Raw genomic sequence first — 21,897 nt, 5'->3', positions numbered from 1 at the left:
CAGAATGTCGCATTCCATGCCGCAAAATCGCCTCGACGCGCACAGCCTTCCATCGGACAAGACATTGGCCCCGGTCTTCGCGATCGAGCCGCATGCCACGCCGATCCCGCTCGACGAGCGCAGCGCGATGCTGGTTGATCCCGGCTTCGGGCGCGTCTTCACCGATCACATGGTGACGATCCGCTACAACGAGCGCGATGGTTGGCACGATCCCAAGATTGTCGCGCGTGCGCCGTTCCAGATGGATAGCGCCTCGGCGGTGCTGCATTACGCGCAGGAGATCTTCGAAGGGATGAAGGCGTATCGACTGCCCGACGGCGGCGCGGCGCTGTTCCGCCCGTTCGAGAACGCCGCGCGCTTCCGCCGTTCGGCCGAGCGGATGGCGATGGTGCCGCTGCCCGAGGAGCTCTTCGTCGAGTCGGTCCGCGCGCTCGTTCGGCAGGAAGCCGGGTGGATCCCCGAGATCGATGGCGGCGCGCTGTATCTGCGCCCCTTCATGATCGCGAGCGAGGTGTTCCTCGGCGTCAAGCCGTCGGCCGAATATCTCTATGCGGTGATCGCCTCGTCGGTCGGCGCCTATTTCAAGGGGAATGCGCCGGCGGTCACGCTGTGGGTGACGCAGGACTATACGCGCGCGGCACCTGGCGGGACCGGGGCGGCGAAGTGCGGCGGCAATTATGCCTCCAGCCTGATCGCGCAGGCCGAGGCGACTCGGAACGGGTGCGACCAGGTGCTGTTCCTCGATGCGATCGAGCGGCGCTGGATCGAGGAACTCGGGGGGATGAACATCTTCTTCGTGTTCGACGACGGCAGCATCGCGACGCCGCCGCTGACCGGCACGATCCTGCCCGGCATCACGCGCGATTCGCTGATCACGCTCGCCCGCGACATGGGGCTCGAACTGCGCGAGGAACCCTATGCGATCGAGCAGTGCCGCGCCGACGCCGAGAGCGGGCGGCTGGTCGAGGCGTTTGCCTGCGGCACGGCGGCGGTCGTCACACCGATCGGCACGATGAAGATGCGCGACGGCGATTTCACGATCGGGAGCGGTGGCCCAGGCCAAACCACGACGCGTTTGCGCCAGGCTTTGATCGATCTGCAGCGCGGCACCGCGCCCGATCCGCACGGCTGGCTCGAGCGCGTGCTGTGAGGCGCACATCCGGGCTTTCCAAGCCCGGATTCACCGCCTAAAGCACCGCCCTCCCGGATTGGGGCGTCGCCAAGTGGTAAGGCAGCGGCTTTTGATGCCGCCATTCGCAGGTTCGAACCCTGCCGCCCCAGCCAATCCCTCGATCAGCCAGGTCATACGCCGTTATAGGCGCGGAACCAGTCGACGAAGCGCGGGATGCCCGCCGCGATCGACGTCGTCGGCCGGAAACCGATATCACGTTCGATCGCGCTGATGTCGGCGAAGGTCGCGGGCACGTCGCCGGGCTGCATCGGTTGATAGTCGCGAATCGCCTCGACGCCGCACGCCGTCTCGATCGCGGTGATCAGATCCTCGAGCCGCTCGGCATGGCTGTTGCCGATATTGTAGCGGGCGTGCGGCACGAAGCTGCCGCCGGGCTTCTCCACGCCGTCATCGGCGGGCGGGCGATCGAGCGTGCCGATCACGCCCTGGACGATGTCGTCGATGAAGGTGAAGTCGCGCATCATGTCGCCGCCGTTGAACACCTTGATCGGCTGGCGCTGGAGGATCGCGTCGGTGAACAGCCACGCCGCCATGTCGGGGCGTCCCCATGGGCCGTAGACGGTGAAGAAGCGCAGGCCCGTCTGCGGTAGGCGATAGAGGTGGGCATAGGTCTCGCTCATCAATTCGTCGGCGCGCTTGGTCGCGGCGTAGAGCGAGACAGGGTGATCGACGCGGTCCTCGAGCCGGAACGGCACCGATGTGTTGGCGCCATAGACTGACGAGGACGAGGCGTAGACCATGTGAACGCCCGGCCGCGCGCGCGCGATCTCGAGCATGTTGAGATGCCCGGCGACGTTGGCGCGGATGTATTTGCGCGGATGCGTCAGCGAATAGCGCACCCCGGCCTGCGCCGCGAGGTGGACGATCCCGGTCAATTCGCGCCCGGCGAGCGCCGTTTCGAGCGCATCCTCGTCGGCGATGTCGACGTCGTGGAACGCGAAGCGCGCATCGCCCTCTGCCTCGCGCACCCAGGCGAGGCGATCGTGCTTGAGGCCGACGCTGTAATAGGGTTCGAAATTGTCGATCCCGATCACGTCGCGGCCGTCCTGCAGCAGGCGCCTTGCGACATGCGCACCGATAAAGCCTGCCGCGCCGGTCACCACTATCGTCATCCCGATCCCCTTATCGCCGTCACGATTTCCGCCCTACACAGCCGCGGCCGCAACGGATATCCCGCCGTGGTCGAGAGGCAGGTCGCACGCGCCGCTCGCATCGCCCACATCGAACGAAAGCGCATTGCATGACGACGCTCTACGGCATTCCCAATTGCGACACCGTGAAGAAGGCGCGTGTCTGGTTGAGCGATCACGGGGTCGCCTACGATTTCCACGATTACAAGAAGGCCGGCGTGCCCGACGCCGCGCTGCGCGATTGGGTCGATCGGCTCGGCTGGGAAGCGGTGCTCAACCGCGCGGGGACGACCTTCCGCAAGCTGCCCGACGCCGACAAGGCCGATCTCGATGCCGAAAAGGCGATCGCACTGATGCTGGGCAATCCCTCGGCAATCAAGCGCCCGGTGCTGGTGCAGGGCGAAACGCTGCTGGCGGGGTTCAAGCCCGATACCTATCTAGCTGATGTAACCGCCTAGGAGAGACCGCCATGCCGACTGCACGCTGGAACGACACCGTCATTGCCCAGTCCGACGATACCGTGGTGGTCGAGGGCAACCACCATTTCCCCGCCGACAGCGTCGTCGCCGAATATTTCGAGGACAGCGCGACGCATTCGCATTGCCCGTGGAAGGGCGAGGCGAGCTACAAGACGATAGTCGTCGACGGGAAGCGCAATGCCGACGCCGCCTGGTACTATCCCGATCCCAAGCCCAAGGCAGCCGAGATCAAGGACCGCTTCGCCTTCTGGAAGGGTGTCGAGGTCAAGTAAGACGTCCCGCGCGCCGGCGCCCCCACGCGGGGCGCTGGCGTCGCACCGCGCGAGGCGCTATTCGCCTTAGCCATGTCCACGACCTTCACGATCGATACCGCGACCAGTCGCGCCAATCCGACGCCTGCGCCGATGAAGCGGCTCACCGTTCCCGCCATCCGCGCGCGCAAGGTCGATGGGCACGGCGGCGGCGAGCCACTGGTGATGCTCACCGCCTATACCGTGCGCACCGCGCAGCTGCTCGATCCGCATTGCGACATGCTGCTCGTCGGCGACAGTCTCGGGCAGGTGATCTACGGCCTGCCGTCGACCGTACCCGTCACGCTCGAGATGATGGCGGCGCACGGCGCGGCGGTGGTACGCGGCAGCTATCACAGCGTCGTGGTGATCGACATGCCGTTCGGTAGCTACGAAGCGAGCCCCGAAAAGGCGTTCGAGAGCGCGGCCTGGCTGCTCAAGCAGACCGGGGCCGCCGCGGTGAAGCTCGAAGGTGGCACGGCGATGGCGCCGACCGTCGCCTTCCTGTCCGAGCGGGGCATTCCCGTGATGGGGCATGTCGGTCTCACCCCGCAGGCGGTCAACGCGCTCGGCGGCTATGGCGCGCGCGGGCGCAGCGCGGCCGAGGCTGCCAAGATCGTCGCCGATGCCAAGGCGGTGGCCGAAGCTGGTGCGTTCGCCGTCGTGATCGAAGGCGTGGTCGAGCCGATTGCGATCGAGATTACGCGCAGCATTGCCTGCCCGACGATCGGCATCGGCGCTTCGGCACAATGCGACGGGCAGGTGCTCGTTACCGAAGACATGCTCGGCATGTTCGAGCGGACCGCGCGCTTCGTGAAGAAGTTCGATGATCTGTCGGGCCGCATTTCCGCCGCGGTCGGGCACTATGCCGCCGATGTGCGGTCGCGGGCCTTTCCCGGTGTAGAGCAGATCTACCCCCCGAAGGACTAGCGGCCGCACCCGTTTTTTGAGCGCTTTTGTTTGGCGGGCGGCGCGGCTAAGGTCCGCGCCTTCCCGCCCTGATCCGATGGAGTTTCCCCCTTGGCCGTGCCGCCGAATACCGATGCCGCATTCCTGCGCGAAGTCGATGAGGAATTGCGCCGCGATCAGATGGCGAAGGCGGCGCGGCGCTATGGCGTTGCGGCGGTCGCGGTGATCGTCCTCGCGCTCGTCGGTTTTGCCGGCTGGCTGCTCTGGCAGTCGCACGAACAGACCGTCGCCGCCGACGAGGGCGCCGCGCTGACCAAGGCGTATGACGATCTTAATGCCGCCAAGCCCGATGCGGCGCAGGGCGAGCTGACCACGCTCGCCCAGTCGCGTGGCGAGGGATACCGCGCGCTCGCGTTGATGAGTCAGGGCGATGCGCTGCTGCAGAAGAAGGATCTGCGCGGTGCCGCCGCCAAGTTCGGCGCGGTCGCCAGCGACACTTCGATCGGCCAGCCGTTCGGCGATCTCGCGCTCGTTCGCCAGACCACCGCCGAGTTCGATACGGTGAAGCCCGACGTCGTCGTCGCGCGGCTGCGCGGCATCGCGGTCAAGGGCAACCCCTGGTTCGGCAGCGCGGGTGAGCTCGTCGCGATCTCGTATCTGCGGATGGGCCGGCGCGATCTTGCGGGAACGCTGTACGGACAGATTGCACAGGCTCCCGATATGTCGGAGACGATCCGGCAACGCGCGGTTCAGATGGCGGGTATATTGGGTGTCGATGCCGTGTCCGGGGCTAAGGAACAAAAATCGCAATGAAGATGACCAACCGCTATCTCCTGATCGCCGTCTCCGCCGTTGCCCTGAGCAGCTGCGCCGCGTTCAAGGGCAAGAAGAAGACCCCGGTGCTCGGTCAGCGGATCGCGATCCTCGCCAGCGAGAACGACGTCGTCGCCGACAAGACGATCGCCGGTGTCGAAGTGCTCGTTCCGCCCGCGACGACCAACGACAATTGGGCGCAGCCCGGCGGCAACCCGTCCAAAGCGCTCGGCCAGGTCACGCTCGGCACCAATCTGTCGCGTGTCTGGACCGCTTCGATCGACGGCGGCAGCAACCGTCAGCGGCTCGGCGCGGCGCCCGTCGTCGCCGGTGGGCAGCTCTACACGATCGACGTCGATGCGACGATCCACGCTTTCTCGGCGACCACGGGCGCGAAGGTCTGGTCGACCGACATCGCCAAGACCGACAAGGCCAAGGCCGACAAGAAGGCCCGCGGCGCGCGCTTCGGCGGTGGTGTGAGCTTCGACGATGGCAAGGTGTTTGCAACCGACGGACTGGGCGACGTGGTCGCGCTCGACGCGACGAGCGGCAAGATTCTGTGGCACGTCAAGCCGGGCTCGCCGCTGCGCGGTGCGCCGACCGTCGCCAATGGCCAGGTCTATGTGCTGAGCCAGGACAATCAGCTGTTCGCACTGTCGCAGGCCGATGGCACGGTGGTGTGGAACCAGTCGGGCTCGGTCGAGACGCAGGGCGTGTTCGGCGTGGCGGCGCCGGCGGTCAGCCAGGGGACGGTCGTCGCCGGTTTCTCGTCGGGCGAGCTCAACGCCTATCGCTACGAAAACGGCCGCACGCTGTGGCAGGACGCATTGTCGCGCTCGACCATCTCGACCTCGGTCTCGTCGCTGGCGGACGTCGATGCCGATCCGGTGATCGACCGCGGGATCGTCTATGCCGTCGGGCAGGGCGGTCGCATGGTCGCGATCGAGATCGATTCGGGCCAGCGTCTGTGGGAGCAGAATTTCGCCGGCATCTCGACGCCGTGGGTCGCGGGTGAGTGGGTGTTCATCGTCACCGACGATGCGCGGCTCGTCTGCCTCGCGCGCGCGACCGGCAAGGTGCGGTGGATCAGCCAGCTGCGCCATTACATGAGCGAGAAGACCAAGAAGGATGGCACGCTCAAGGAAGGCAAGAAGGCCAACCCGGTTACCTGGTTCGGGCCCGTGCTCGCAGGCGGCCGGCTGGTGCTGACCAATTCGGCCGGGCAGATCGTCTCGGCCTCGGTCGAAAGCGGCAAGGTCGGCACGGTGATCGAGAACAAGGCACCCTTCACGCTGCCACCGATCGTGTCGAATTCGACGTTGTATGTCCTCGACCAGAAGGGCCGCGTTTCCGCCTATAAGTGATGTCTCGGCACGGGGGTGACGAAAGGCCGCGCGTGCCGTAAGGAGCGCGCATGTCCAAAACCCCCGTGGTCGCGATTATCGGCCGGCCGAACGTCGGCAAATCGACGCTATTCAATCGCCTTGTCGGCAAGAAGCTCGCTCTGGTCGACGATCGCCCCGGCGTGACGCGCGATCGCCGTGAGGGCGATGCGATGCTTGTCGGGCTGAATTTCCGCATCATCGACACCGCCGGCTATGAGGATGAGGACGCCGCGTCCTTGCCCGGCCGGATGCGCCAGCAGACCGAGGCGGCGGTCGCGCAGGCCGACGTCGCATTGTTCATGTTCGATTCGCGCGTTGGGCTCGTCCCGCTCGACGAAGAGATTGCGCGCTGGCTGCGTGGCTCGACCACGCCGGTGATCCTCGTCGCCAACAAGGCCGAGGGCAAGGCCGGCGCCGACGGGATCCTCGAATCGCTGTCGCTCGGCTTCGGCGATCCGGTCGAGCTGTCGGCCGAGCATGGCGAGGGGCTGGTCGAACTGTTCGACGCGTTGCTCCCCTATATCGAGCCCGAGAAGAACGCCGCCGGCGAAGACATCCCGCACGGCCTTGATGAAGACGAGGAATACGCCCCCGACGCGCCGCTCAAGCTGGCGATCATCGGCCGCCCGAACGCGGGCAAATCGACCCTGATCAACCAGATCCTCGGCGAGCAGCGCCTCATCACCGGTCCGGAAGCCGGCATCACGCGCGATTCGATCGCGGTCGACTGGATCTGGCACGATCCCGAGCGCGAGCATGGCGAGGATGCGCGGAAAGTCCGGCTGATCGACACCGCGGGTATGCGCAAGCGCGCCAACGTCCAGGACAAGCTCGAGAAGCTGTCGGTCGCCGACGCGCTCCATGCGATCGATTTCGCCGAAGTCGTCGTGCTGCTGCTCGATGCGACGCGCGGGCTCGAATCGCAGGATCTGCGGATCGCCGACGCCGCGTTGCAGGAAGGCCGCGCGCTGATCGTCGCGATCAACAAATGGGACATCGCCGAGAACGGCTCGAGCCTGTTCAACGGCATCCGTGGCGCGCTCGAGGAAGGACTCAGCCAGATCAAGGGCATGCCCGTGCTGACCGTGTCGGGTGCGACCGGCAAGGGCATCGACACGTTGCTCAAGGTCGCGTTCGAAACGCGCGACACCTGGTCGCGGCGCGTTGGGACGGGCGAGCTCAACCGCTGGTTCGAAAAGGCGGTCGAGGCCAACCCGCCGCCCGCACCCGGCGGTAAGCGGATCAAGCTGCGCTACATGACGCAGGCCAAGACGCGTCCGCCGGGCTTCGTCCTGTTCGGCACGCGCGTCGACCAGCTGCCAATGAGCTATCAGCGCTATCTCATCAACGGGATCCGTCGAGATCTGGGCTTTGGCGCGGTTCCGGTGCGGTTGACCTTGCGCGCGCCGAAAAACCCGTTCGATCGGTGAGGCCGTGACTAAAATCTAATCGGAAGTATTGATCTAAATATTATCGTTAGTGCGATCATCGCTATTTCGCAGGCAGCATCAACCTCTCGTTTACTTCGATTGCCTAATATTGGGGTAATGGGGCGGTAGGCCCGCGGGAGATTGCGGTGACGCTCGAACAGAAGGACTTGGTCGATTGGACGGCATTCGCCCGTGCGCGCGCTGAACTCGGCGCCGGGTTCGTGCGGATCCTCGGCTATTTTCGCGAAGACGGCGTCAAGTCGGTCGCCGCGATCGAGGCCGCGATGCGTGCCGGCAATGCGGCCGCGATGGTCATCCCCGCGCATACGCTGAAAGGCGAAGCGCTCCAGTTCGGGGCGGAGCCGCTGGGCGCGGTGTCCGAAAAGATCGAGATGATCGCGCGCGATTGCGTCGAGAGCCGCGATACGCCCGAAGAAGCGCTGAGCGATATCGTCGCCCTGCGGCCGCTGTTCGAAGCGACGCTGGCGATGCTCGAGCGCGAAGCGAACCCGCTGGTGGCGAGACGCCCGGCCTTCGGCCGCCGCGCCGTCTGACGCCGCGGCTCAGCGCAGGCGTTCGATCGCCTGCGCCAGCGCCACGTACAATTTTCCCATATCCGACGAGAGCAGGGTCACGCCGAGCGGCGAGCCGTCGCGTTGCGACAGGATCGTCCGCAGCATTGCCTCGAAATCATGGATGTAGCGATTGACCTGATCGCGGAACGCCGGGTCCTCGTCATGCAGCCGTGCGATCTCGCGCGCTTCGCCGGAGTCGATCAGCCGCACGGCGCGGCGCGTGAAGACGCCGCGATCGCCCTTGAGATAGGCCGACCAGGCGCTGTCCGAAACATCGACCGAAAACGCCTTGGCGATGTCGATCGACGCCGAGTTGAGCGATTCGATCAGCAACGAGACGCGCCGTGTCAGTGTGTCCTGATCGGCCTTGTCGCGCTCCTGTCGCGCCTCGACCAGCCGGGTCTCGACGATTGCGGTCGAGTCGGCGATCGTCTGCATCTGGTGCGTCAGGCGGGCGGCGACGCGTTCGGCGGCGTCGGCGGCAGCTTCGGCGGCGCTGCCGATGCTGGCGATCTGGCGATCGAGCGCGATCGCGGTCGCGCGTTCCATTGCGGCAGTGCTCTGCTCTTCGAGCGCCTGCGCGGCGGCCGGGATGACGCTGGCGAGCGTATCGCGTGCCCGGTCGGCGGCGCTGCTCGCGGTGTCGCGCACGCGCAGCAGCGCCTCGACCAGCCGCGGGGCGGCCTCCTCGGCGAAGCGATGGGTGCGATCGATCGTGTCGTCGACCATCTGGCCCAGCGCATCCGCGCGAAGCTTGCCGTCGCTGAGCGTGTCGAGCAGCGTTCCGGCAAGTTTCTCGACGGTGTCGCGCTGATTGGCGATGACATGCGCGATCGCCTCGATCGCGTCGTGCGTGCTTTCGGCGGCGGTGACCAAGGCGAGCAGTTCTGGCTTTGCCAGCGCGACGCCGCGCCGGCTCTCGGCGGTGCGTGCGTCGAGCCGGGTCAGCGCTTCGGGCAGCGTTTCGTCGATCTCGCGCGCCGCCGCGTCGAGCGCCAGGAGCAGGCGTTCGGTCGTCGCAATGGCGTTGGTCGCCATGGTGTCGCCCGTCTGGAGCGCCTCGGTCATCGCATCGGCGGATCCGCCGAGCGCGCTGATCGATGCAGCCAGAGCCTGCGCGCGCAAAACGCCTTGCGTGTTGAGATGATCGAATTGCGCGCTGACATGCGCGATGCCCTGATCGATGTCGCGGACGATTCCGTGGCTGAGATCGCGCTGCTCGCCGAGCCGTGCGGCGACTTGCGCGATCAGATGCTCGATGTCGATGATGCGGGCGGCGAGTCCCTCGGCACTGTCGTGCGCCGCGCGATCGAGCGCGGCCTGATTCGTCCCCAACATCGCGAGCATCGCATCGCCTTGCGCGGCGATCCCCTTGCGGGCTTCATCGACTGCATCGGCGGTGCGGCCGAGCAGCGCATCGACCGCATGCGACATGTCGCCCGTGACCTGTTCGAGCCGCGCACCGGCGGTCTCGCTGGTCGCTTCCATCCGGGTGATATGGGCGGCGAGCTTCTGCGCGGCGCCGTTGGCCACGGCATCGGCCTCGCGTCCACGCTCGGCGAGCGCGTGCAACTGCGCGTCGAGCGCCGCCGCATGTTCGCTCGCGGTGACGCCAGTGGTCTTGAGCAGTTGCGCAAGGGCGTCGGTTTCACCCTGCGCACGCGGCAACAGCGCCAGCAGGACTTCGAGTCGCGTATGCGCCTGGTCGGCGGCGGTCGCCAATGTCGCTGCATGGGCGTCGGCCTGTTCGACCTGTGCGACGAGGCCCGACCCGACGCTCGCCAGCCGCGTGGCGGCGGCATCGCCGAGCGCCATCAGCGCGTTGGTCTGTTCGGCGAGATTGGCGCGGTGCGTCTCGATGTTGTGGCCGAGCAGCGCGACGCTGCGTTCGAGGTTGGCGGCTTCGGCACGCATCGCGTGCGCGGTGATGCCGAAGCGTTTCGCCTCGGCGCGACTCGTCCGCAAAGCGAGCAGCAACACGATGCCGATCAGGGCGGGTGGGACGCACAGGCTGGCGATGAAGCTGGTGAGCGCAGGCGCGGACAGATCGGCGAGGCTGGTCCACGATGCCGCGAGCATCCCCCCGATCCAGACGAGCGACACCGCACCACCGAGCAGCGCGGGCCACGGCAGCGGGTACCGCATCGGTCCGAACGCGTCTTCGTCCTCGATCCCGTCTTCGAACATATGGGTCAGCGCGATCGGTTCCTCATAGGAGCGGGCCAGGGGTTCGGCCGCAGTGGCGCTGTCGCGCGCTTCGCCCGATGACGCGGCGCCGTTCGGCCGCAAGTCGATGATCCGCGAACCCCCGTTCATGTCCATGTGTTTACCACGATTATGCCGCGCGCAAAGCGAATAGCGAAACCTTGGCTTAACCGCTCGTTCGCTATGTGGGGGGCATGGCCTATGATCCCGGTGCAATCGATGCGACCTTGGCGGCGGCAGTGGGCGACGAGCCCGCGCTGATCGCCGAACTGCGCGCAGCCTTTCTCGACAGCGTGCGGCACGGTCTCGAGGCGCTCGAGGCGGCGCGTGGCGATGCGGCGTGGCGCGCTGCGGCGTTCCGCCTGCGCGGGTTGGCCGCGAGTTTCGGCGCGGTGCGGCTGATGGCGATCGCGACCGAGGCGGCCGAGGCGGAGGCGCACGACGCCGCGCTGCTGCGCCGGCTGCGACGCGCGGTCGACCGGCTGTAACCACTTCACGGGCTTTGCCTTAAGCGCGCGAAGGCCGTAACAGCCCAGCAATGCTGGCTGGACTGATTTTTGCAACCGAAGATGCCGATGATCGGATGGGCGTGCTCGCGGCGACGTTGCCGTTCGGCGGGCTGACGCTGATCGAGTTTCAGGCGCGGCTGCTCGCCACCGCCGGCGCGACGCAGATCATCCTGATCGTCGCGCGGATGACCCCGGAATTGCTCGGCGCGATCAGCCGGATCGGTCGGCGCGGCGTCTCGGTCGATGCGGTGCGCACCGCGGCCGAGGCGGTCGAGAAGCTCCATCCGCTCGCGCGCGTGCTGGTCGTCGCGGACGGGGTGGTGACGACGGGCGATGTCGTCCAGGCGATCGCGGTGATGCCGCACGACACCTTGCTCGTGACCGACGAGGGCAACCCGCATTACGAGCGCGTCGGCGCCGACACTGCATGGGCCGGGCTCGCTCTGCTCGATGGCAAGCGGGTCGCCGAAGTCGCCGCTTTGCCGCGCGATTACGATTTTCAATCGACACTGCTCCGCGTGGCGGCACAGGGCGGCGCCGATCAGGTGCATCTCGACTCGCACATGGCTGTCTCGCACGGGATCGAACGCAGCGCGCAGGCGCTGGCGCGACGCGGCAACGGGATGGTCGCCGCGCTCGTCGCCAAGCCGCTGCGCTGGGCCGATCGCTATCTGCTCGCGCCGCTGGTCCGATTCGCGCTGCCGCCGCTGATGGCGCGCAGCGTGCCGACGCTCGGGCTGATGGCGGCGGGCGGCGCGGTCGCGATCGGCGGATTCGCGACGGTGCTGTCGGGTCATGCCGCGATCGGCATGGGGGTCGTCTGCCTCGCGCTCGTGATCGCGACGATGTCGGCGGCGATCGCCTGGGTCCGCGACGAAGCCGAACTGGCGCAGGTCGCCGATCGCGCCAAGGCCGGGATCGCCGCGCTGGGGGCGCTGTTGGTCGGCTATCGCGCTGAGGCGCCGGCGGGAATGATCCTCGCGGTCGCGCTGGTGATTGCGGCGGCCTTGCTCGAGCGCGCGGCCGATCCCGCGCTGCAGCGGCGCTGGTGGGCGAGCCCTGCGGCGTACCCGGTGGTTCTATTTGTCCTGCTCGTCCTGGGCCAACCGCTGCTCGCGCTCGGCGCGGCGGGGCTTTATGCTGCCGGAACGCTCGCAGCCGCCATTGAGGGGTTTCGTCAAAAGCCTTAGCTTGGCTTTAACGACAACCCCCTAGATGCTGGACGCATGTCAATCGAACGTCGCGACATCGATGACGGCGCCCAAGCGGGCGCCATGGCGCTGCTCGGCCGGGCGGCGGCGGCGGATGGCCGTGTCGATGCGCGGCTGCGCGGCGCGATCGAGGATTTCTATCTCGCCGATGAGGCTCGGCTCGACGATCGCACGCGCCTCGCAATGCGGCGCGTGCTCGGCGATCTCGCGCTCGGCGTCGAAACCGCGCTGCGTCGCCATGCCGCGCGCCTGCTGTCGGCGCGCGCGGTGCCGCACCTTGCCGATGCGCTCGCGACCGAATCGCCCGCGACGCTCGACCGCCTGATCGGCTCGGGGCTGATGCGCGACCCGGACCTGATGCGCGAGCTGTTCGGGCGGGTTCGGCAGGATCTGCTTGCCGAGGCGCTGCCGAGCGAGGCGCCCGAGGATCCCGATCGCGCGAGCCTGTTGCCGCGACTCGTCGCCGCGTCGGATGGCGTCGTCGCGTCGGGCGCGATGGCGCTACTCTCGGCCGACAGCCGGCGGCGGATTCCGCTAGAACCCAGCCAGCTCGGATCGACCGAATTGCCCGCAGAACTGCACCATCGCCTCGTGTGGTGGGTCGCGGCGGTGCTCCGCGAACGCTTCGGAGCGGGCGCGCCCGATGCGCTGGCGCAGCTCGACCGGGCGCTCGCCGAGGCCGCGCTACGCAGCATCGCTGCGCATGACGAGGGAGATCGGCTCGAAGCGGTCGCGCTGCGACTGGCCGCCGCGCTTGATCCGCAGGCGGACGAATTTGCCGGACTGCTGGTCGAAGCGCTCGCCGACCGGCGGCTGGCCTTGTTCATAGCGCTGCTCGCCCACGCGATGGGGATCGATTACGGCGACGCACGCGAGATCGTGCTCGATCCGGGCGCCGAACGGCTGTGGCTGTTGCTGCGCGCGCTCGAGCTCGACCGCGAATCGATCGCACGAATCGGGCTGGCGCTCAGCGAGGCCGATCCCGCGCGCGATCTCGATCGCTTCGCCGATGCGCTCGATGAGATCGCCGCGATCGACGCGGTGCTGGCGCGCCAGGCGCTCGCGCCGCTGCTGCTCCACCGCGATTATCGCGCCGCGCTGGTTGCGCTAGGACGCGGGCGATGAACGTGAACGATCCGATGTTGCCGCCGGTGCGGGGGCTGATCGACCGCGAAGGCCGCTTGGTCGAGGCCGACCAGCGTCTCTACGATTTGAACGCGCGGGCTGGCGGTGCGATCGGCTTGCCGCTGGCGATCCCGCAGATCGCCACGCTGGTGCATCTCGCGCAGCGGCTCGGCATTCTAATTTCGCGCGGCGTCGTCGCGGCCGATGGCGACGACGATCTCGAATTGTGGGTACGCGCGCAGCCCGAGACCGGGCCGAGCCGTGCCCCCGATGGCGTACGCCTCACGATCACCGGCTGGCGCGCGCGCGCGCCCTGGTATCCCGGCGACATCGCCAATGACCGCGCGAGCGATTTTCTGCGCAGCCAGGCCGATTGGGTGTGGGAAACCGACAGTGCGCTCCGACTGACCTTTCTGTCGATCAGCGCGGGCGTCCAGTACGGCTTCGATGCCGGGGCGCTGCTCGGTCATCCGCTGACGCGGCTGTTCATCCTCGGCGAGAGCGATGGCGGGGCGTTCCCGATCCTGGGCGGGCTCGCCTTGCAGCAGCGCTTCGACGATCAGCCCGCGACGATCCGCGATACCGGGCGGCCCGTACGACTCTCTGCCACCCCGCGCACCGATGCGAGCGGCGCCTTTGCGGGTTTCGTCGGGGCGACGCAGATGCTCGACGCAGCCCCCGCGCCCGAACCCGCGCCGAGCAGCGACGCCACGATCAGCGCCTTTGCCGAGCGACTCGACCAGGCGTTGCGGCTGCCGCTCGACCGGATCATCGCCAACGCCGACAGCATCCACGATCAGTCCGAGGGGCCGCTGCGCCAGGACTATGCCGACTATGCCGCGGATATCGCCAGTGCGGGGCGGCATCTGAAGGGGTTGGTCGATGATCTGGTCGACCTGCAGGCGATCGAGCGACCCGACTTTGCCGTTCTCCACGAGCCGGTCGACCTGGCCGACGTCGCGCGGCGTGCCGCGGGTTTGTTGCAGGTTCGCGCGAGCGAGGCGCGCGTGCGGATCGATCGCCCGGCGTTCGGCGAGACGCTGGCAGCGACGGGCGAATTCCGGCGCGCGTTGCAGATCCTGGTCAATCTGATCGGCAATGCGGTGCGCTATTCGCCCGCCGACGGGATGGTGTGGGTCCGCGCCGAGCGCGAGGGGGCCGTCGCTGCGGTGATCGTCGCCGACCAGGGCAAGGGCATCGCGCTCGACGATCAGGCGCGGATTTTCGAGAAGTTCGAGCGGGTCGATCCGCGCGAGGCCGGCGGCAGCGGGCTCGGGCTCTACATCGCGCGGCGGCTGGCGCGGGCGATGGGGGGTGATGTCACGGTCGATTCGGCGCCGGGGCAGGGGGCGCGCTTCGTGTTTACGCTGCCGGCGGCAGAGTAACGTGGGTGCGCCTCAGCGGCGCGCCCACCAGATCAGCCCGGCGCCAGCGAGCGCAACGATCGCACCGTAGAGCACCCAACTGCCCTGCTTGAGCATGAAGCTCGAGGCGGGCCACATAATGAGCCCGGCCCCCTGGCCTGCGAACAGCAGGCCGAAGGCGAGGATCAAGACGCCCGCCACGAGGACGAGCGTCTTGAGTCCGCTCACGTGCGGTCGGCCAGCGGCACGAAGTCGCGCTGCGTCGGACCCGTGTAGAGCTGACGCGGACGGCCGATCTTCTGCTCCGGATCCGAGATCATCTCGTTCCACTGCGCGACCCAGCCGACGGTGCGGGCAAGCGCGAACAGCGCGGTGAACATCGTCGTCGGGAAGCCGATCGCCGAGAGGATCACGCCCGAGTAGAAGTCGACGTTCGGGAACAGCTTCTTCTCGATGAAGTACGGATCGCTCAGCGCCATTTCCTCGAGCGCGATCGCGACGTCGAACACCGGATCGGTCACGCCGAGCTCGCCGAGCACTTCGCGCACGGTCTGCTGCATTACGGTCGCGCGCGGATCGTAGTTCTTATAGACGCGGTGACCGAAGCCCATCAGGCGGAACGGATCGTTCTTGTCCTTGGCGCGCGCGATATATTCGGGGATGCGATCGACCGTGCCGATCTCGCGCAGCATGTTGAGTGCGGCTTCGTTGGCGCCGCCATGCGCCGGGCCCCACAGGCAGGCGATGCCCGCCGCGATGCACGCAAACGGATTGGCGCCCGACGAGCCGGCAAGACGCACGGTCGAGGTCGACGCGTTCTGCTCGTGATCGGCGTGGAGGATGAAGATGCGGTCCATCGCCTTTTCGACGACCGGGTTGACGACATACTCTTCCGCCGGAACGCCGAAGGTCATCTGCAGGAAGTTGCCGGTGTAGCTGAGGTTATTCTTCGGCGACATGAACGGCTGGCCGATCGAATATTTGTACGCCATCGCGGCGATCGTCGGCATCTTGGCGATGAGACGATGGCTCGCGATCATGCGCTGCTGCGGATCGGTGATGTCGGCCGAATCCTGGTAGAAGGCCGAAAGTGCGCCGACGACACCGCACATGATCGCCATCGGGTGCGCGTCGCGACGGAAGCCGCGATAGAAGGTCGCAAGCTGCTCGTGCAACATCGTGTGGCGGCTGATCGTGTAGCTGAACTTGTCGAGCTCGTCCTTGGTCGGCAGCTCGCCGTTGAGGAGGAGGTGGCAGACCTCCATGAAGGTCGACTGCTCGGCGAGCTGGCCGATCGGGTAGCCGCGGTGGAGCAGCACGCCCTCGTCGCCGTCGATATAGGTGATCGCCGAGTCGCACGACGCGGTCGAGGTGAACCCGGGATCGTAGGTGAACATGCCCGTCTGGGCATAGAGCTTGCGGATATCGATCACATCGGGACCGACGCTGCCCGACAGGACCTTGAGATCGAGGTCCTTGCCTGCGGCGTTCAGCTTGACGGAGTCAGTCATCGGTGGTCCTTTCGAAAACCTATGCGGCCATCTGGTCGGCGATACGCCCCAGGCTCTCGTCGCGCCCGAGCAGATCGAGCACGTCGAAGATTCCGGGAGAGGTCTTGCGCCCGGTCAGTGCGGCGCGCAGCGGCTGCGCGACTTGACCGAGCTTGACCCCTGCATCCTCGGCGACCAGCCGAACCGCAGCTTCGAGCGCCTCCGTATCCCAGCTTTCGGTCGCGTCAAGCGCGACGTGCAATCGAGCGAGTAACGCACGTGCATCTGGACCCAGCAAGGCGGTCGCCTCGGCGTGCATTTCCACCGGCCGAACGTGGAAAAGGAACGCCGTTCCCGCGGCCAGCTCGTTGAGGTTGGCGGCGCGGGGCTTGAGCGATGCCATACTGCGACAAAGTATGTCTGCCTGGCGGTCCGTCGGTTCGAAGCCGAGCATCGGCGTGACCAGCGCAGCCAGTCGCGCATCATCGGCTTGCCGGATATATTGACCGTTGAGGTTCTCAAGCTTCTTCAGGTCGAACCGCGATGGTGATTTTCCGACGCCGTCGAGATCGAACCATTCGATTGCCTGTTCGCGGCTGATAACTTCGTCGTCACCATGCCCCCAGCCCAGACGGAGCAGATAATTATCGAGCGCCTCGGGCAGCACGCCCAGTTCGTCTCGGTAGAATTCGACGCCGACCGCGCCGTGGCGCTTCGACAGCTTGGCGCCGTCCGAACCGTGGATCAGCGGAATGTGGGCATAGACCGGATCGGGCCAGCCGCCTTCGATGGCGTGCATCGCGCGGATGATCGGGAGCTGGCGGAAGGCGTTGTTGAGATGATCGTCGCCGCGAATCACGTGCGTCACGCCCATGTCGTGATCGTCGACGACGACCGCGAGCATATAGGTCGGCGTGCCGTCCGACCGCAGCAGCACGAGATCGTCGAGCTCGGCATTCTGCACCGTGACCGAGCCCTGGACCTTGTCTTCGATCGTCGTCGCGCCGTCGAGCGGAGCCTTGAGCCGGACGACGAACGGGCGCGTTTCCGCACTGATATCAGCATCGCGATACGGGCTGCGCACGCGCAGCGGCTTCTTTGCCGCCTCGGCCTCGGCGCGCATTGCGGCGAGCTCGTCCTGCGTCAGATAGCAGCGATAGGCGTGGCCATGCTCGACCATCGTGTGCGCTACCTCGGCATGACGCGCCGCGCGCTGCGACTGATAGACTTCGGCGCCGTCCCAATCGAGCTCGAGCCAGCGCAGCGACGTGAGGATCGCGTCGATCGCCGGCTGGGTCGAGCGCGCGCGATCGGTATCCTCGATCCGCAACAGGAACTCGCCGCCGTGATGCCGCGCATAGAGCCAGTTGAACAGGGCGGTGCGCGCGCCCCCAATGTGCAGAAACCCGGTCGGCGACGGCGCGAACCGGGTGACGACCTTGGTGTCGGATGCGCCGGCGGCGGGGGCCGCGGCGGGGTCAGATATTGCGCTCAATCGCGCATGCTCCCAGACTAGAGATTGGATGGCCGGATCAGCCTTGAGCGCCTCTAGCACGCACCTTCCTGCGCTTCAAATCGGCGTGCCGCGGGGGTGGTTTGGCGTCGGCGCGCGACTCGAGGCAGGGCTTGAAGCTTGGCTTGAAAGCGAGCGCGATCAACTGCCATTGTGGTTGCCGGTGACACTCGGCGCGGGGATTGCCCTGTGGTTCGTGCTGCCCGATCCGGTGGCGTGGCAAACCGCTGCGTTGCTCGCACTGGCCGTTTCGCTCGCTGGTGTCGCGCTGGCGCGGCATGGGCGCGCCGCGCGGGTCGTGGCGGTTGGTGGGGTCGCGGTCGCAGTCGGACTTGGGCTGATCTGGTGGCGCGCCGAGCGGGTGGCGCACGCGGTGCTCCCCGTGCCGACGATCGCGACCTTCACCGCCCGAGTCGAGCGAATCGAGCCGCTGGCGGCGCGCGAACTCGTGCGTTTGCGGCTGGCACCGCTGCGCGTGCTCGCGGTGCCGGCGACGAGGGGGCCCGCCCGCCCGCTTCCGACGCTGCCGGCGCATATCCGGGTCAATCTCGTCGATGCGGATGTTCCCGCGCGGCTCGTCCCCGGAGCTATGCTCGCGCTGTCGGCGCGCTTGATGCCGCCGCCGCCGCCCGGCGTGCCCGGTGCATACGATTATGCGCGCAGCGCCTGGTTCGACGGGATCGGCGCGACCGGACGCGGGTTCGGGCCGATCCGGATCGTCGCGGGCGGCGGTGCGGGGGGGATCGGGCTACGGCAAGCCTTGTCGGAGCACATCCAGCAGCAGGCGGGCGGCGGGGGCGTCGGGGGAATCGCAGCTTCGCTCGCAACCGGCGACCAGGGCGGGATCCCGCTTGAGGACAATGAGGCGATGCGCCGCTCGGGGCTTGCGCATCTGCTGTCGGTCAGCGGGCTCCATATCACCGCGGCGGTCGGTGCGGTGATGCTGCTCGTCGCGCGTCTGCTCGCGCTCAGCCCATGGATCGCGCTGCGGACGCGCGTGCCGCTGATCGCCGCGGGGGCGGGAGCGCTCGCGGCGATCGGCTATACGCTGCTGACCGGGGCAGAAGTGCCGACGATCCGCTCGTGCGTCGCGGCGTTGCTCGTGCTTGTCGCGCTGGCGCTTGGGCGCCAGGCGCTGACGCTGCGGCTGGTCGCGGCGGGGGCGGTCGTTGTGCTTTTGCTCTATCCGGAGGCGCTGGCCGGGCCGAGCTTCCAGCTCTCCTTCGCCGCGGTCGCGTCGATCGTCTCGCTCAACGAGCATCCGCAGTTGCGGATCTGGTTCGGGCCGCGCGAGCAGACGCGGCTGGCGAGGTTCGCTCGCGAACTCGCGTCGCTGCTCCTCACGGGCATCGTCGTCGAGCTTGCACTGCTGCCGATCGCGCTGTTCCACTTCCACAAAGCGGGCGTCTACGGCGCGGTTGCCAATATCGTCGCGATCCCGCTGACGACCTTCGTGACGATGCCGTGCGAAGCGCTCGCCTTGCTGTTCGACACCGTTGGCGCGGGGCTGCCATTCTGGTGGCTGACGGCGCGCTCGCTCGATCTGCTGCTGTGGATCGCGCATGTGACGGCGGCCACGCCGGGCGCAGTCGCGCCGCTGCCGGCGATGCCGGGCGGCGCCTATGGGCTGATGATCGCGGGTGGGTTGTGGATCGCGCTGTGGCGCACGCGCTGGCGGCGGCTCGGGGCGGTGCCCTTGCTGATCGGGATGGTGTGGGCGATCGCGACGCCGGCGCCCGATCTGCTCGTGACCGGGGACGGGCGGCATGTCGCGATCCGGACCGCCGACGGCGCGCTGGCGCTGCTGCGCGATCGGACGGGCGACTATACGGCCGACACGCTTGCCGAAAATGGCGGGGTCTCGGACCTGCCCGTGCTGCTGTCCGAGCGACGCGACGCCCGCTGTAGCCGGGATCTGTGTCTGACGCGCCGGATGGCGGGCGGGCGGGAGTGGCGGGTGTTGGCGACGCGGAGCGGCTATCGCGTTGCCACCGCCGATCTGGTCGCGGCCTGCGCCGGCGTCGATATCGTGATCAGCGAGCGGCGACTGCCGCGGCGGTGCGGACCGCGCTGGTTGCGGCTCGACCGGCCGACGGTGGAGCGAACCGGCGGGGTCGCGATCGCTTTGGCATCGCGTGCGGTGCGGACGGTTCGCCAGGCGGGCGACCAGCATCCGTGGATCGCCGCGCCGGATGCCGGGACCGTCCGGAGGCGGTGGGGCGGCGCGATGCGGTCACGGTCGACGCCCTCCGCGCGCGGGGCGGCGGGTGTGCGGTGATGGACGGATGCTGCTGCGGGTGGCACGTCCTTGCGGCGTGGCCTGGAATGCCGGAGGATATCCGTCTTGTTCGCGCACCTCGGAGCCTGCACGCCGTGGCTGACCAAAGCATCAAGGGACCCGCATCCTACTTTCCATCGATCGAGAAGACCTATGGCCGTCCGATCGCCGAGTGGCAGGCGCTGGTGCGCGACCGCTTGCCGGCAAAGCATAGGGACCTCGTCGCCATGCTGAAGACCGTTCATGGCATGGGCCACGGCCATGCCAATGCAGTCGTGGCGTCCACTCTTGCAGAGCAAAAGGACTGATCCGACCCGACCGCCAGCGGCGCGTCGATCAGGCGCGATCCCGCATTATGCCGACCCTAGCTCAGTCGTAGCGGCGCAGCAGTCCGGCAAGCTTGCCCTGCACCCGTACCTGCGCCGGCGCGTAGCGTTGCGGATCGTACGCGCGGTTCGCCGGATCGAGCCGCACCATCGCGCCTTCGCGCCGGAAAAACTTGAGCGTCGCCTCGCTTTCCTCGATCAGCGCCACGACGATCTCGCCGTCGCGCGCGACGTCCTGGCGCCTGATGAGCGCATAGTCGCCGTCGAGGATCCCCGCCTCGACCATTGAATCGCCCGAGACTTCGAGTGCATAATGTTCGCCGCTGCCGAGCAATGCTGCGGGGACCGAAAGCATCGACGCACCCTCGAACGCTTCGATCGGCACGCCAGCCGCGATCCGGCCGTGCAGCGGGATCTCGATCACGTCATTGGCAGGCTGTGGCGCGGAGCGCGGTGCGCTGGCCGGCGCGGTCTTGCTCGGCGTCTTGATCCCGCGCTCGGGCATCTTGAGCACTTCGAGCGCGCGCGCGCGATTGGGCAGGCGGCGGATGAACTGGCGTTCCTCGAGCGCGCTGATCAGGCGGTGGACGCCCGACTTCGATTTGAGATCGAGCGCTTCCTTCATTTCCTCGAAGGACGGCGATACACCGGTCTCGTCGAGCCGGTCGTTGATGAAGCAGATCAGCTCATGCTGCTTGCGGGTAAGCATCGCGCGGCCCTTTCGTCGGAACAGACGACGAACCTATACGGAACGAAAAATCGCCCGTCAAGCCGAGCGATCACGTCGGTGCGCGGTTTCCGACGAGTCGCCGATCGGGATCCGCGCCACGCGGCGCAGGTCTTCGAGGCAGGCGTCATGCGGTGCGTGTGCGGGCAGGGCGGTTTGCGCGAAGGCGGCGTTGAGCGCGACGCCAGCATTGTGAAACGGCGCGCCGACCCGGCGATCGAGGGGGCGGCGCGGGCGGGCCGGATCGCCGGTGCCGTCGAGCTTCGTCGGGGGCGATGCGCCGATTGCATCGATGGGGAGCGCGAGCGCCGCGACATGACCGGATGCGATCAAGGTCAGGAAGTGCATGCGGATCTGGTCGGATGCGTTGATCAACAGTCGCTGCAGCTGGGCGTCATCGCTGTCGGCGGCGTCGCAGGGGTGGCGGTGCGCCATCGTCCAACTGCCGAACTCGGCAACACTAATCCGACGTTCCTGCAGCACGACGAGCGAATGATGACGCGTGTCGGCAAGGATCCGCGCGAAGGTCGTCGTGACGCTCGCTCGTGGACCCTCGAGAACTTGCATGAAGCTCTTGCCATCGGACCAAAGCAGCCCGGTAATCCCGTCGATCGCATTATTGTGGCGCGATTGCTCGCGGATGCTGGCGAGATCGGTTTTGTCGTCGGGCACCATGCTCAGGCTGACATACAGGATTTGACGCATGTCGTTAATCCTTACTCGTGAACCTGAGCGTTACGGGCGGTGCATGTGCGCTGTCGTTGCGGTGGATCGTGACCGGTGACGATATCCTGCATCAGCTTTGGAATTCAAAGCGCTGGTGCAACCCGAAAGCCACACGCCACGGACAAAGCGTGGTGCGCCAGCATGGTGTCATAATCGCGTCACAATAGCGACCTAGCCGCGCCGTCGAGGCCACACCGCATCCAGCATCGCTGCTGAAGCA

21 protein-coding genes and 1 tRNA gene are annotated in these 21,897 nt (G+C 67.4%); 15 read left to right on the top strand and 7 right to left on the bottom strand.

The window, feature by feature from the left end; translation table 11 throughout:
• Positions 1-16 precede the first annotated feature (16 nt).
• Entirely contained in the window at positions 17-1,150 is a 1,134-nt protein-coding gene (locus ACVWYO_RS01505; protein WP_457348450.1) for a branched-chain amino acid aminotransferase, read from the top strand.
• Positions 1,151-1,209: 59 nt separating this feature from the next.
• Positions 1,210-1,284: transfer RNA gene (locus tag ACVWYO_RS01500), tRNA-Gln, on the top strand.
• 18 nt (positions 1,285-1,302) lie between these two features.
• Here the strand turns inward: ACVWYO_RS01500 and ACVWYO_RS01495 are convergent.
• Positions 1,303-2,304, bottom strand: a complete 1,002-nt coding sequence (locus ACVWYO_RS01495) for a GDP-mannose 4,6-dehydratase (RefSeq protein WP_457348449.1) — start codon at positions 2,302-2,304, stop codon at positions 1,303-1,305.
• Positions 2,305-2,432: 128 nt separating this feature from the next.
• Here ACVWYO_RS01495 and ACVWYO_RS01490 point away from each other — a divergent pair, with 128 nt between their 5' ends.
• The 7 genes from ACVWYO_RS01490 to ACVWYO_RS01460 all read left to right on the top strand — a co-directional run bounded on the left by ACVWYO_RS01490 (position 2,433) and on the right by ACVWYO_RS01460 (position 8,182).
• Positions 2,433-2,780 (top strand): ArsC family reductase, encoded by a 348-nt coding sequence (locus ACVWYO_RS01490; RefSeq protein WP_457348448.1) that lies wholly within the window; start codon positions 2,433-2,435, stop codon positions 2,778-2,780.
• An 11-nt stretch (positions 2,781-2,791) separates the two neighbouring features.
• A complete protein-coding gene (locus ACVWYO_RS01485; protein WP_457348447.1) occupies positions 2,792-3,073 on the top strand; it encodes a DUF427 domain-containing protein in 282 nt (93 codons plus the stop codon).
• Between the two features lie 72 nt (positions 3,074-3,145).
• Positions 3,146-4,021 (top strand): 3-methyl-2-oxobutanoate hydroxymethyltransferase, encoded by an 876-nt coding sequence (gene panB, locus ACVWYO_RS01480; protein ID WP_457348446.1) that lies wholly within the window; start codon positions 3,146-3,148, stop codon positions 4,019-4,021.
• 96 nt (positions 4,022-4,117) lie between these two features.
• Positions 4,118-4,813: a tetratricopeptide repeat protein gene (locus ACVWYO_RS01475; RefSeq protein ID WP_457354819.1), complete on the top strand. Its 696-nt coding sequence runs from the start codon at positions 4,118-4,120 to the stop codon at positions 4,811-4,813.
• Entirely contained in the window at positions 4,810-6,177 is a 1,368-nt protein-coding gene (locus tag ACVWYO_RS01470) for a PQQ-binding-like beta-propeller repeat protein (protein WP_457348445.1), read from the top strand. The genes ACVWYO_RS01475 and ACVWYO_RS01470 overlap by 4 nt, the downstream gene beginning before the upstream one ends.
• A gap of 50 nt (positions 6,178-6,227) precedes the next feature.
• Positions 6,228-7,628, top strand: a complete 1,401-nt coding sequence (der, locus tag ACVWYO_RS01465) for a ribosome biogenesis GTPase Der (protein WP_457348444.1) — start codon at positions 6,228-6,230, stop codon at positions 7,626-7,628.
• Between the two features lie 140 nt (positions 7,629-7,768).
• Positions 7,769-8,182 (top strand): Hpt domain-containing protein, encoded by a 414-nt coding sequence (locus ACVWYO_RS01460; RefSeq protein ID WP_457354817.1) that lies wholly within the window; start codon positions 7,769-7,771, stop codon positions 8,180-8,182.
• 9 nt (positions 8,183-8,191) lie between these two features.
• On the opposite strand, the gene ACVWYO_RS01455 is transcribed toward ACVWYO_RS01460, so the two are convergent.
• On the bottom strand, positions 8,192-10,519 hold the full coding sequence (locus tag ACVWYO_RS01455; protein WP_457348443.1) for a hypothetical protein: 2,328 nt from the start codon (positions 10,517-10,519) through the stop codon (positions 8,192-8,194).
• An 83-nt stretch (positions 10,520-10,602) separates the two neighbouring features.
• On the opposite strand from ACVWYO_RS01455, the gene ACVWYO_RS01450 reads away from it, so the two are divergent.
• Genes ACVWYO_RS01450 through ACVWYO_RS01435 form a run of 4 tightly spaced genes read left to right on the top strand, consistent with a single transcriptional unit; the run spans position 10,603 to position 14,638 of the window.
• Positions 10,603-10,896 (top strand): Hpt domain-containing protein, encoded by a 294-nt coding sequence (locus tag ACVWYO_RS01450; RefSeq protein WP_457348442.1) that lies wholly within the window; start codon positions 10,603-10,605, stop codon positions 10,894-10,896.
• A 50-nt stretch (positions 10,897-10,946) separates the two neighbouring features.
• Positions 10,947-12,107, top strand: a complete 1,161-nt coding sequence (locus ACVWYO_RS01445; protein ID WP_457348441.1) for a hypothetical protein — start codon at positions 10,947-10,949, stop codon at positions 12,105-12,107.
• 36 nt (positions 12,108-12,143) lie between these two features.
• Positions 12,144-13,253, top strand: a complete 1,110-nt coding sequence (locus ACVWYO_RS01440; protein WP_457348440.1) for a DUF2336 domain-containing protein — start codon at positions 12,144-12,146, stop codon at positions 13,251-13,253.
• Entirely contained in the window at positions 13,250-14,638 is a 1,389-nt protein-coding gene (locus tag ACVWYO_RS01435; RefSeq protein ID WP_457348439.1) for a sensor histidine kinase, read from the top strand. Before ACVWYO_RS01440 ends, ACVWYO_RS01435 begins: the two co-directional genes overlap by 4 nt.
• 12 nt (positions 14,639-14,650) lie before the next feature.
• Here the strand turns inward: ACVWYO_RS01435 and ACVWYO_RS01430 are convergent, their stop codons facing one another.
• The 3 genes from ACVWYO_RS01430 to gltX are packed head-to-tail and all read right to left on the bottom strand — an operon-like array spanning position 14,651 to position 17,602.
• Positions 14,651-14,845: a hypothetical protein gene (locus ACVWYO_RS01430; protein ID WP_457348438.1), complete on the bottom strand. Its 195-nt coding sequence runs from the start codon at positions 14,843-14,845 to the stop codon at positions 14,651-14,653.
• The gene (locus ACVWYO_RS01425) at positions 14,842-16,128 is read right to left on the bottom strand and encodes a citrate synthase (protein WP_457348437.1); all 1,287 of its coding nucleotides are present in this window, start codon (positions 16,126-16,128) and stop codon (positions 14,842-14,844) included. The genes ACVWYO_RS01430 and ACVWYO_RS01425 overlap by 4 nt, the downstream gene beginning before the upstream one ends.
• Before the next feature lie 19 nt (positions 16,129-16,147).
• Positions 16,148-17,602: a glutamate--tRNA ligase gene (gene gltX, locus ACVWYO_RS01420; RefSeq protein WP_457348436.1), complete on the bottom strand. Its 1,455-nt coding sequence runs from the start codon at positions 17,600-17,602 to the stop codon at positions 16,148-16,150.
• A gap of 28 nt (positions 17,603-17,630) precedes the next feature.
• Between gltX and ACVWYO_RS01415 the strand changes: the two genes are divergently transcribed.
• Entirely contained in the window at positions 17,631-19,898 is a 2,268-nt protein-coding gene (locus tag ACVWYO_RS01415; RefSeq protein WP_457348435.1) for a ComEC/Rec2 family competence protein, read from the top strand.
• A 95-nt stretch (positions 19,899-19,993) separates the two neighbouring features.
• Positions 19,994-20,206, top strand: coding sequence for a DUF4287 domain-containing protein (locus tag ACVWYO_RS01410; protein ID WP_457348434.1), 213 nt, complete (start codon positions 19,994-19,996; stop codon positions 20,204-20,206).
• A gap of 61 nt (positions 20,207-20,267) precedes the next feature.
• On the opposite strand, the gene lexA is transcribed toward ACVWYO_RS01410, so the two are convergent.
• Both lexA and ACVWYO_RS01400 read right to left on the bottom strand, forming a co-directional pair.
• Positions 20,268-20,933 carry a transcriptional repressor LexA gene (lexA, locus tag ACVWYO_RS01405; protein ID WP_457348433.1) on the bottom strand — a complete coding sequence of 222 codons (666 nt, stop codon included), beginning with the start codon at positions 20,931-20,933 and terminating at the stop codon, positions 20,268-20,270.
• A 57-nt stretch (positions 20,934-20,990) separates the two neighbouring features.
• Positions 20,991-21,656 carry a BLUF domain-containing protein gene (locus ACVWYO_RS01400; RefSeq protein WP_457348432.1) on the bottom strand — a complete coding sequence of 222 codons (666 nt, stop codon included), beginning with the start codon at positions 21,654-21,656 and terminating at the stop codon, positions 20,991-20,993.
• Positions 21,657-21,897: the final 241 nt, after the last annotated feature.

Source organism: Sphingomonas sp. UYP23, assembly GCF_054059235.1.
This window is presented reverse-complemented; position numbering and strand designations above follow the sequence as displayed.

Bases quoted from the DNA above. Each gene is read 5' to 3' on its own strand.
- ACVWYO_RS01505 (WP_457348450.1), top strand. From the start codon at position 17: ATGCCGCAAAATCGCCTCGACGCGCACAGCCTTCCATCGGACAAGACA.
- ACVWYO_RS01495 (WP_457348449.1), bottom strand. From the start codon at position 2,304: ATGACGATAGTGGTGACCGGCGCGGCAGGCTTTATCGGTGCGCATGTC.
- ACVWYO_RS01490 (WP_457348448.1), top strand. From the start codon at position 2,433: ATGACGACGCTCTACGGCATTCCCAATTGCGACACCGTGAAGAAGGCG.
- ACVWYO_RS01485 (WP_457348447.1), top strand. From the start codon at position 2,792: ATGCCGACTGCACGCTGGAACGACACCGTCATTGCCCAGTCCGACGAT.
- panB (WP_457348446.1), top strand. From the start codon at position 3,146: ATGTCCACGACCTTCACGATCGATACCGCGACCAGTCGCGCCAATCCG.
- ACVWYO_RS01470 (WP_457348445.1), top strand. From the start codon at position 4,810: ATGAAGATGACCAACCGCTATCTCCTGATCGCCGTCTCCGCCGTTGCC.
- der (WP_457348444.1), top strand. From the start codon at position 6,228: ATGTCCAAAACCCCCGTGGTCGCGATTATCGGCCGGCCGAACGTCGGC.
- ACVWYO_RS01455 (WP_457348443.1), bottom strand. From the start codon at position 10,519: ATGAACGGGGGTTCGCGGATCATCGACTTGCGGCCGAACGGCGCCGCG.
- ACVWYO_RS01450 (WP_457348442.1), top strand. From the start codon at position 10,603: ATGGCCTATGATCCCGGTGCAATCGATGCGACCTTGGCGGCGGCAGTG.
- ACVWYO_RS01445 (WP_457348441.1), top strand. From the start codon at position 10,947: ATGCTGGCTGGACTGATTTTTGCAACCGAAGATGCCGATGATCGGATG.
- ACVWYO_RS01440 (WP_457348440.1), top strand. From the start codon at position 12,144: ATGTCAATCGAACGTCGCGACATCGATGACGGCGCCCAAGCGGGCGCC.
- ACVWYO_RS01435 (WP_457348439.1), top strand. From the start codon at position 13,250: ATGAACGTGAACGATCCGATGTTGCCGCCGGTGCGGGGGCTGATCGAC.
- ACVWYO_RS01425 (WP_457348437.1), bottom strand. From the start codon at position 16,128: ATGACTGACTCCGTCAAGCTGAACGCCGCAGGCAAGGACCTCGATCTC.
- ACVWYO_RS01415 (WP_457348435.1), top strand. From the start codon at position 17,631: ATGGCCGGATCAGCCTTGAGCGCCTCTAGCACGCACCTTCCTGCGCTT.
- lexA (WP_457348433.1), bottom strand. From the start codon at position 20,933: ATGCTTACCCGCAAGCAGCATGAGCTGATCTGCTTCATCAACGACCGG.
- ACVWYO_RS01400 (WP_457348432.1), bottom strand. From the start codon at position 21,656: ATGCGTCAAATCCTGTATGTCAGCCTGAGCATGGTGCCCGACGACAAA.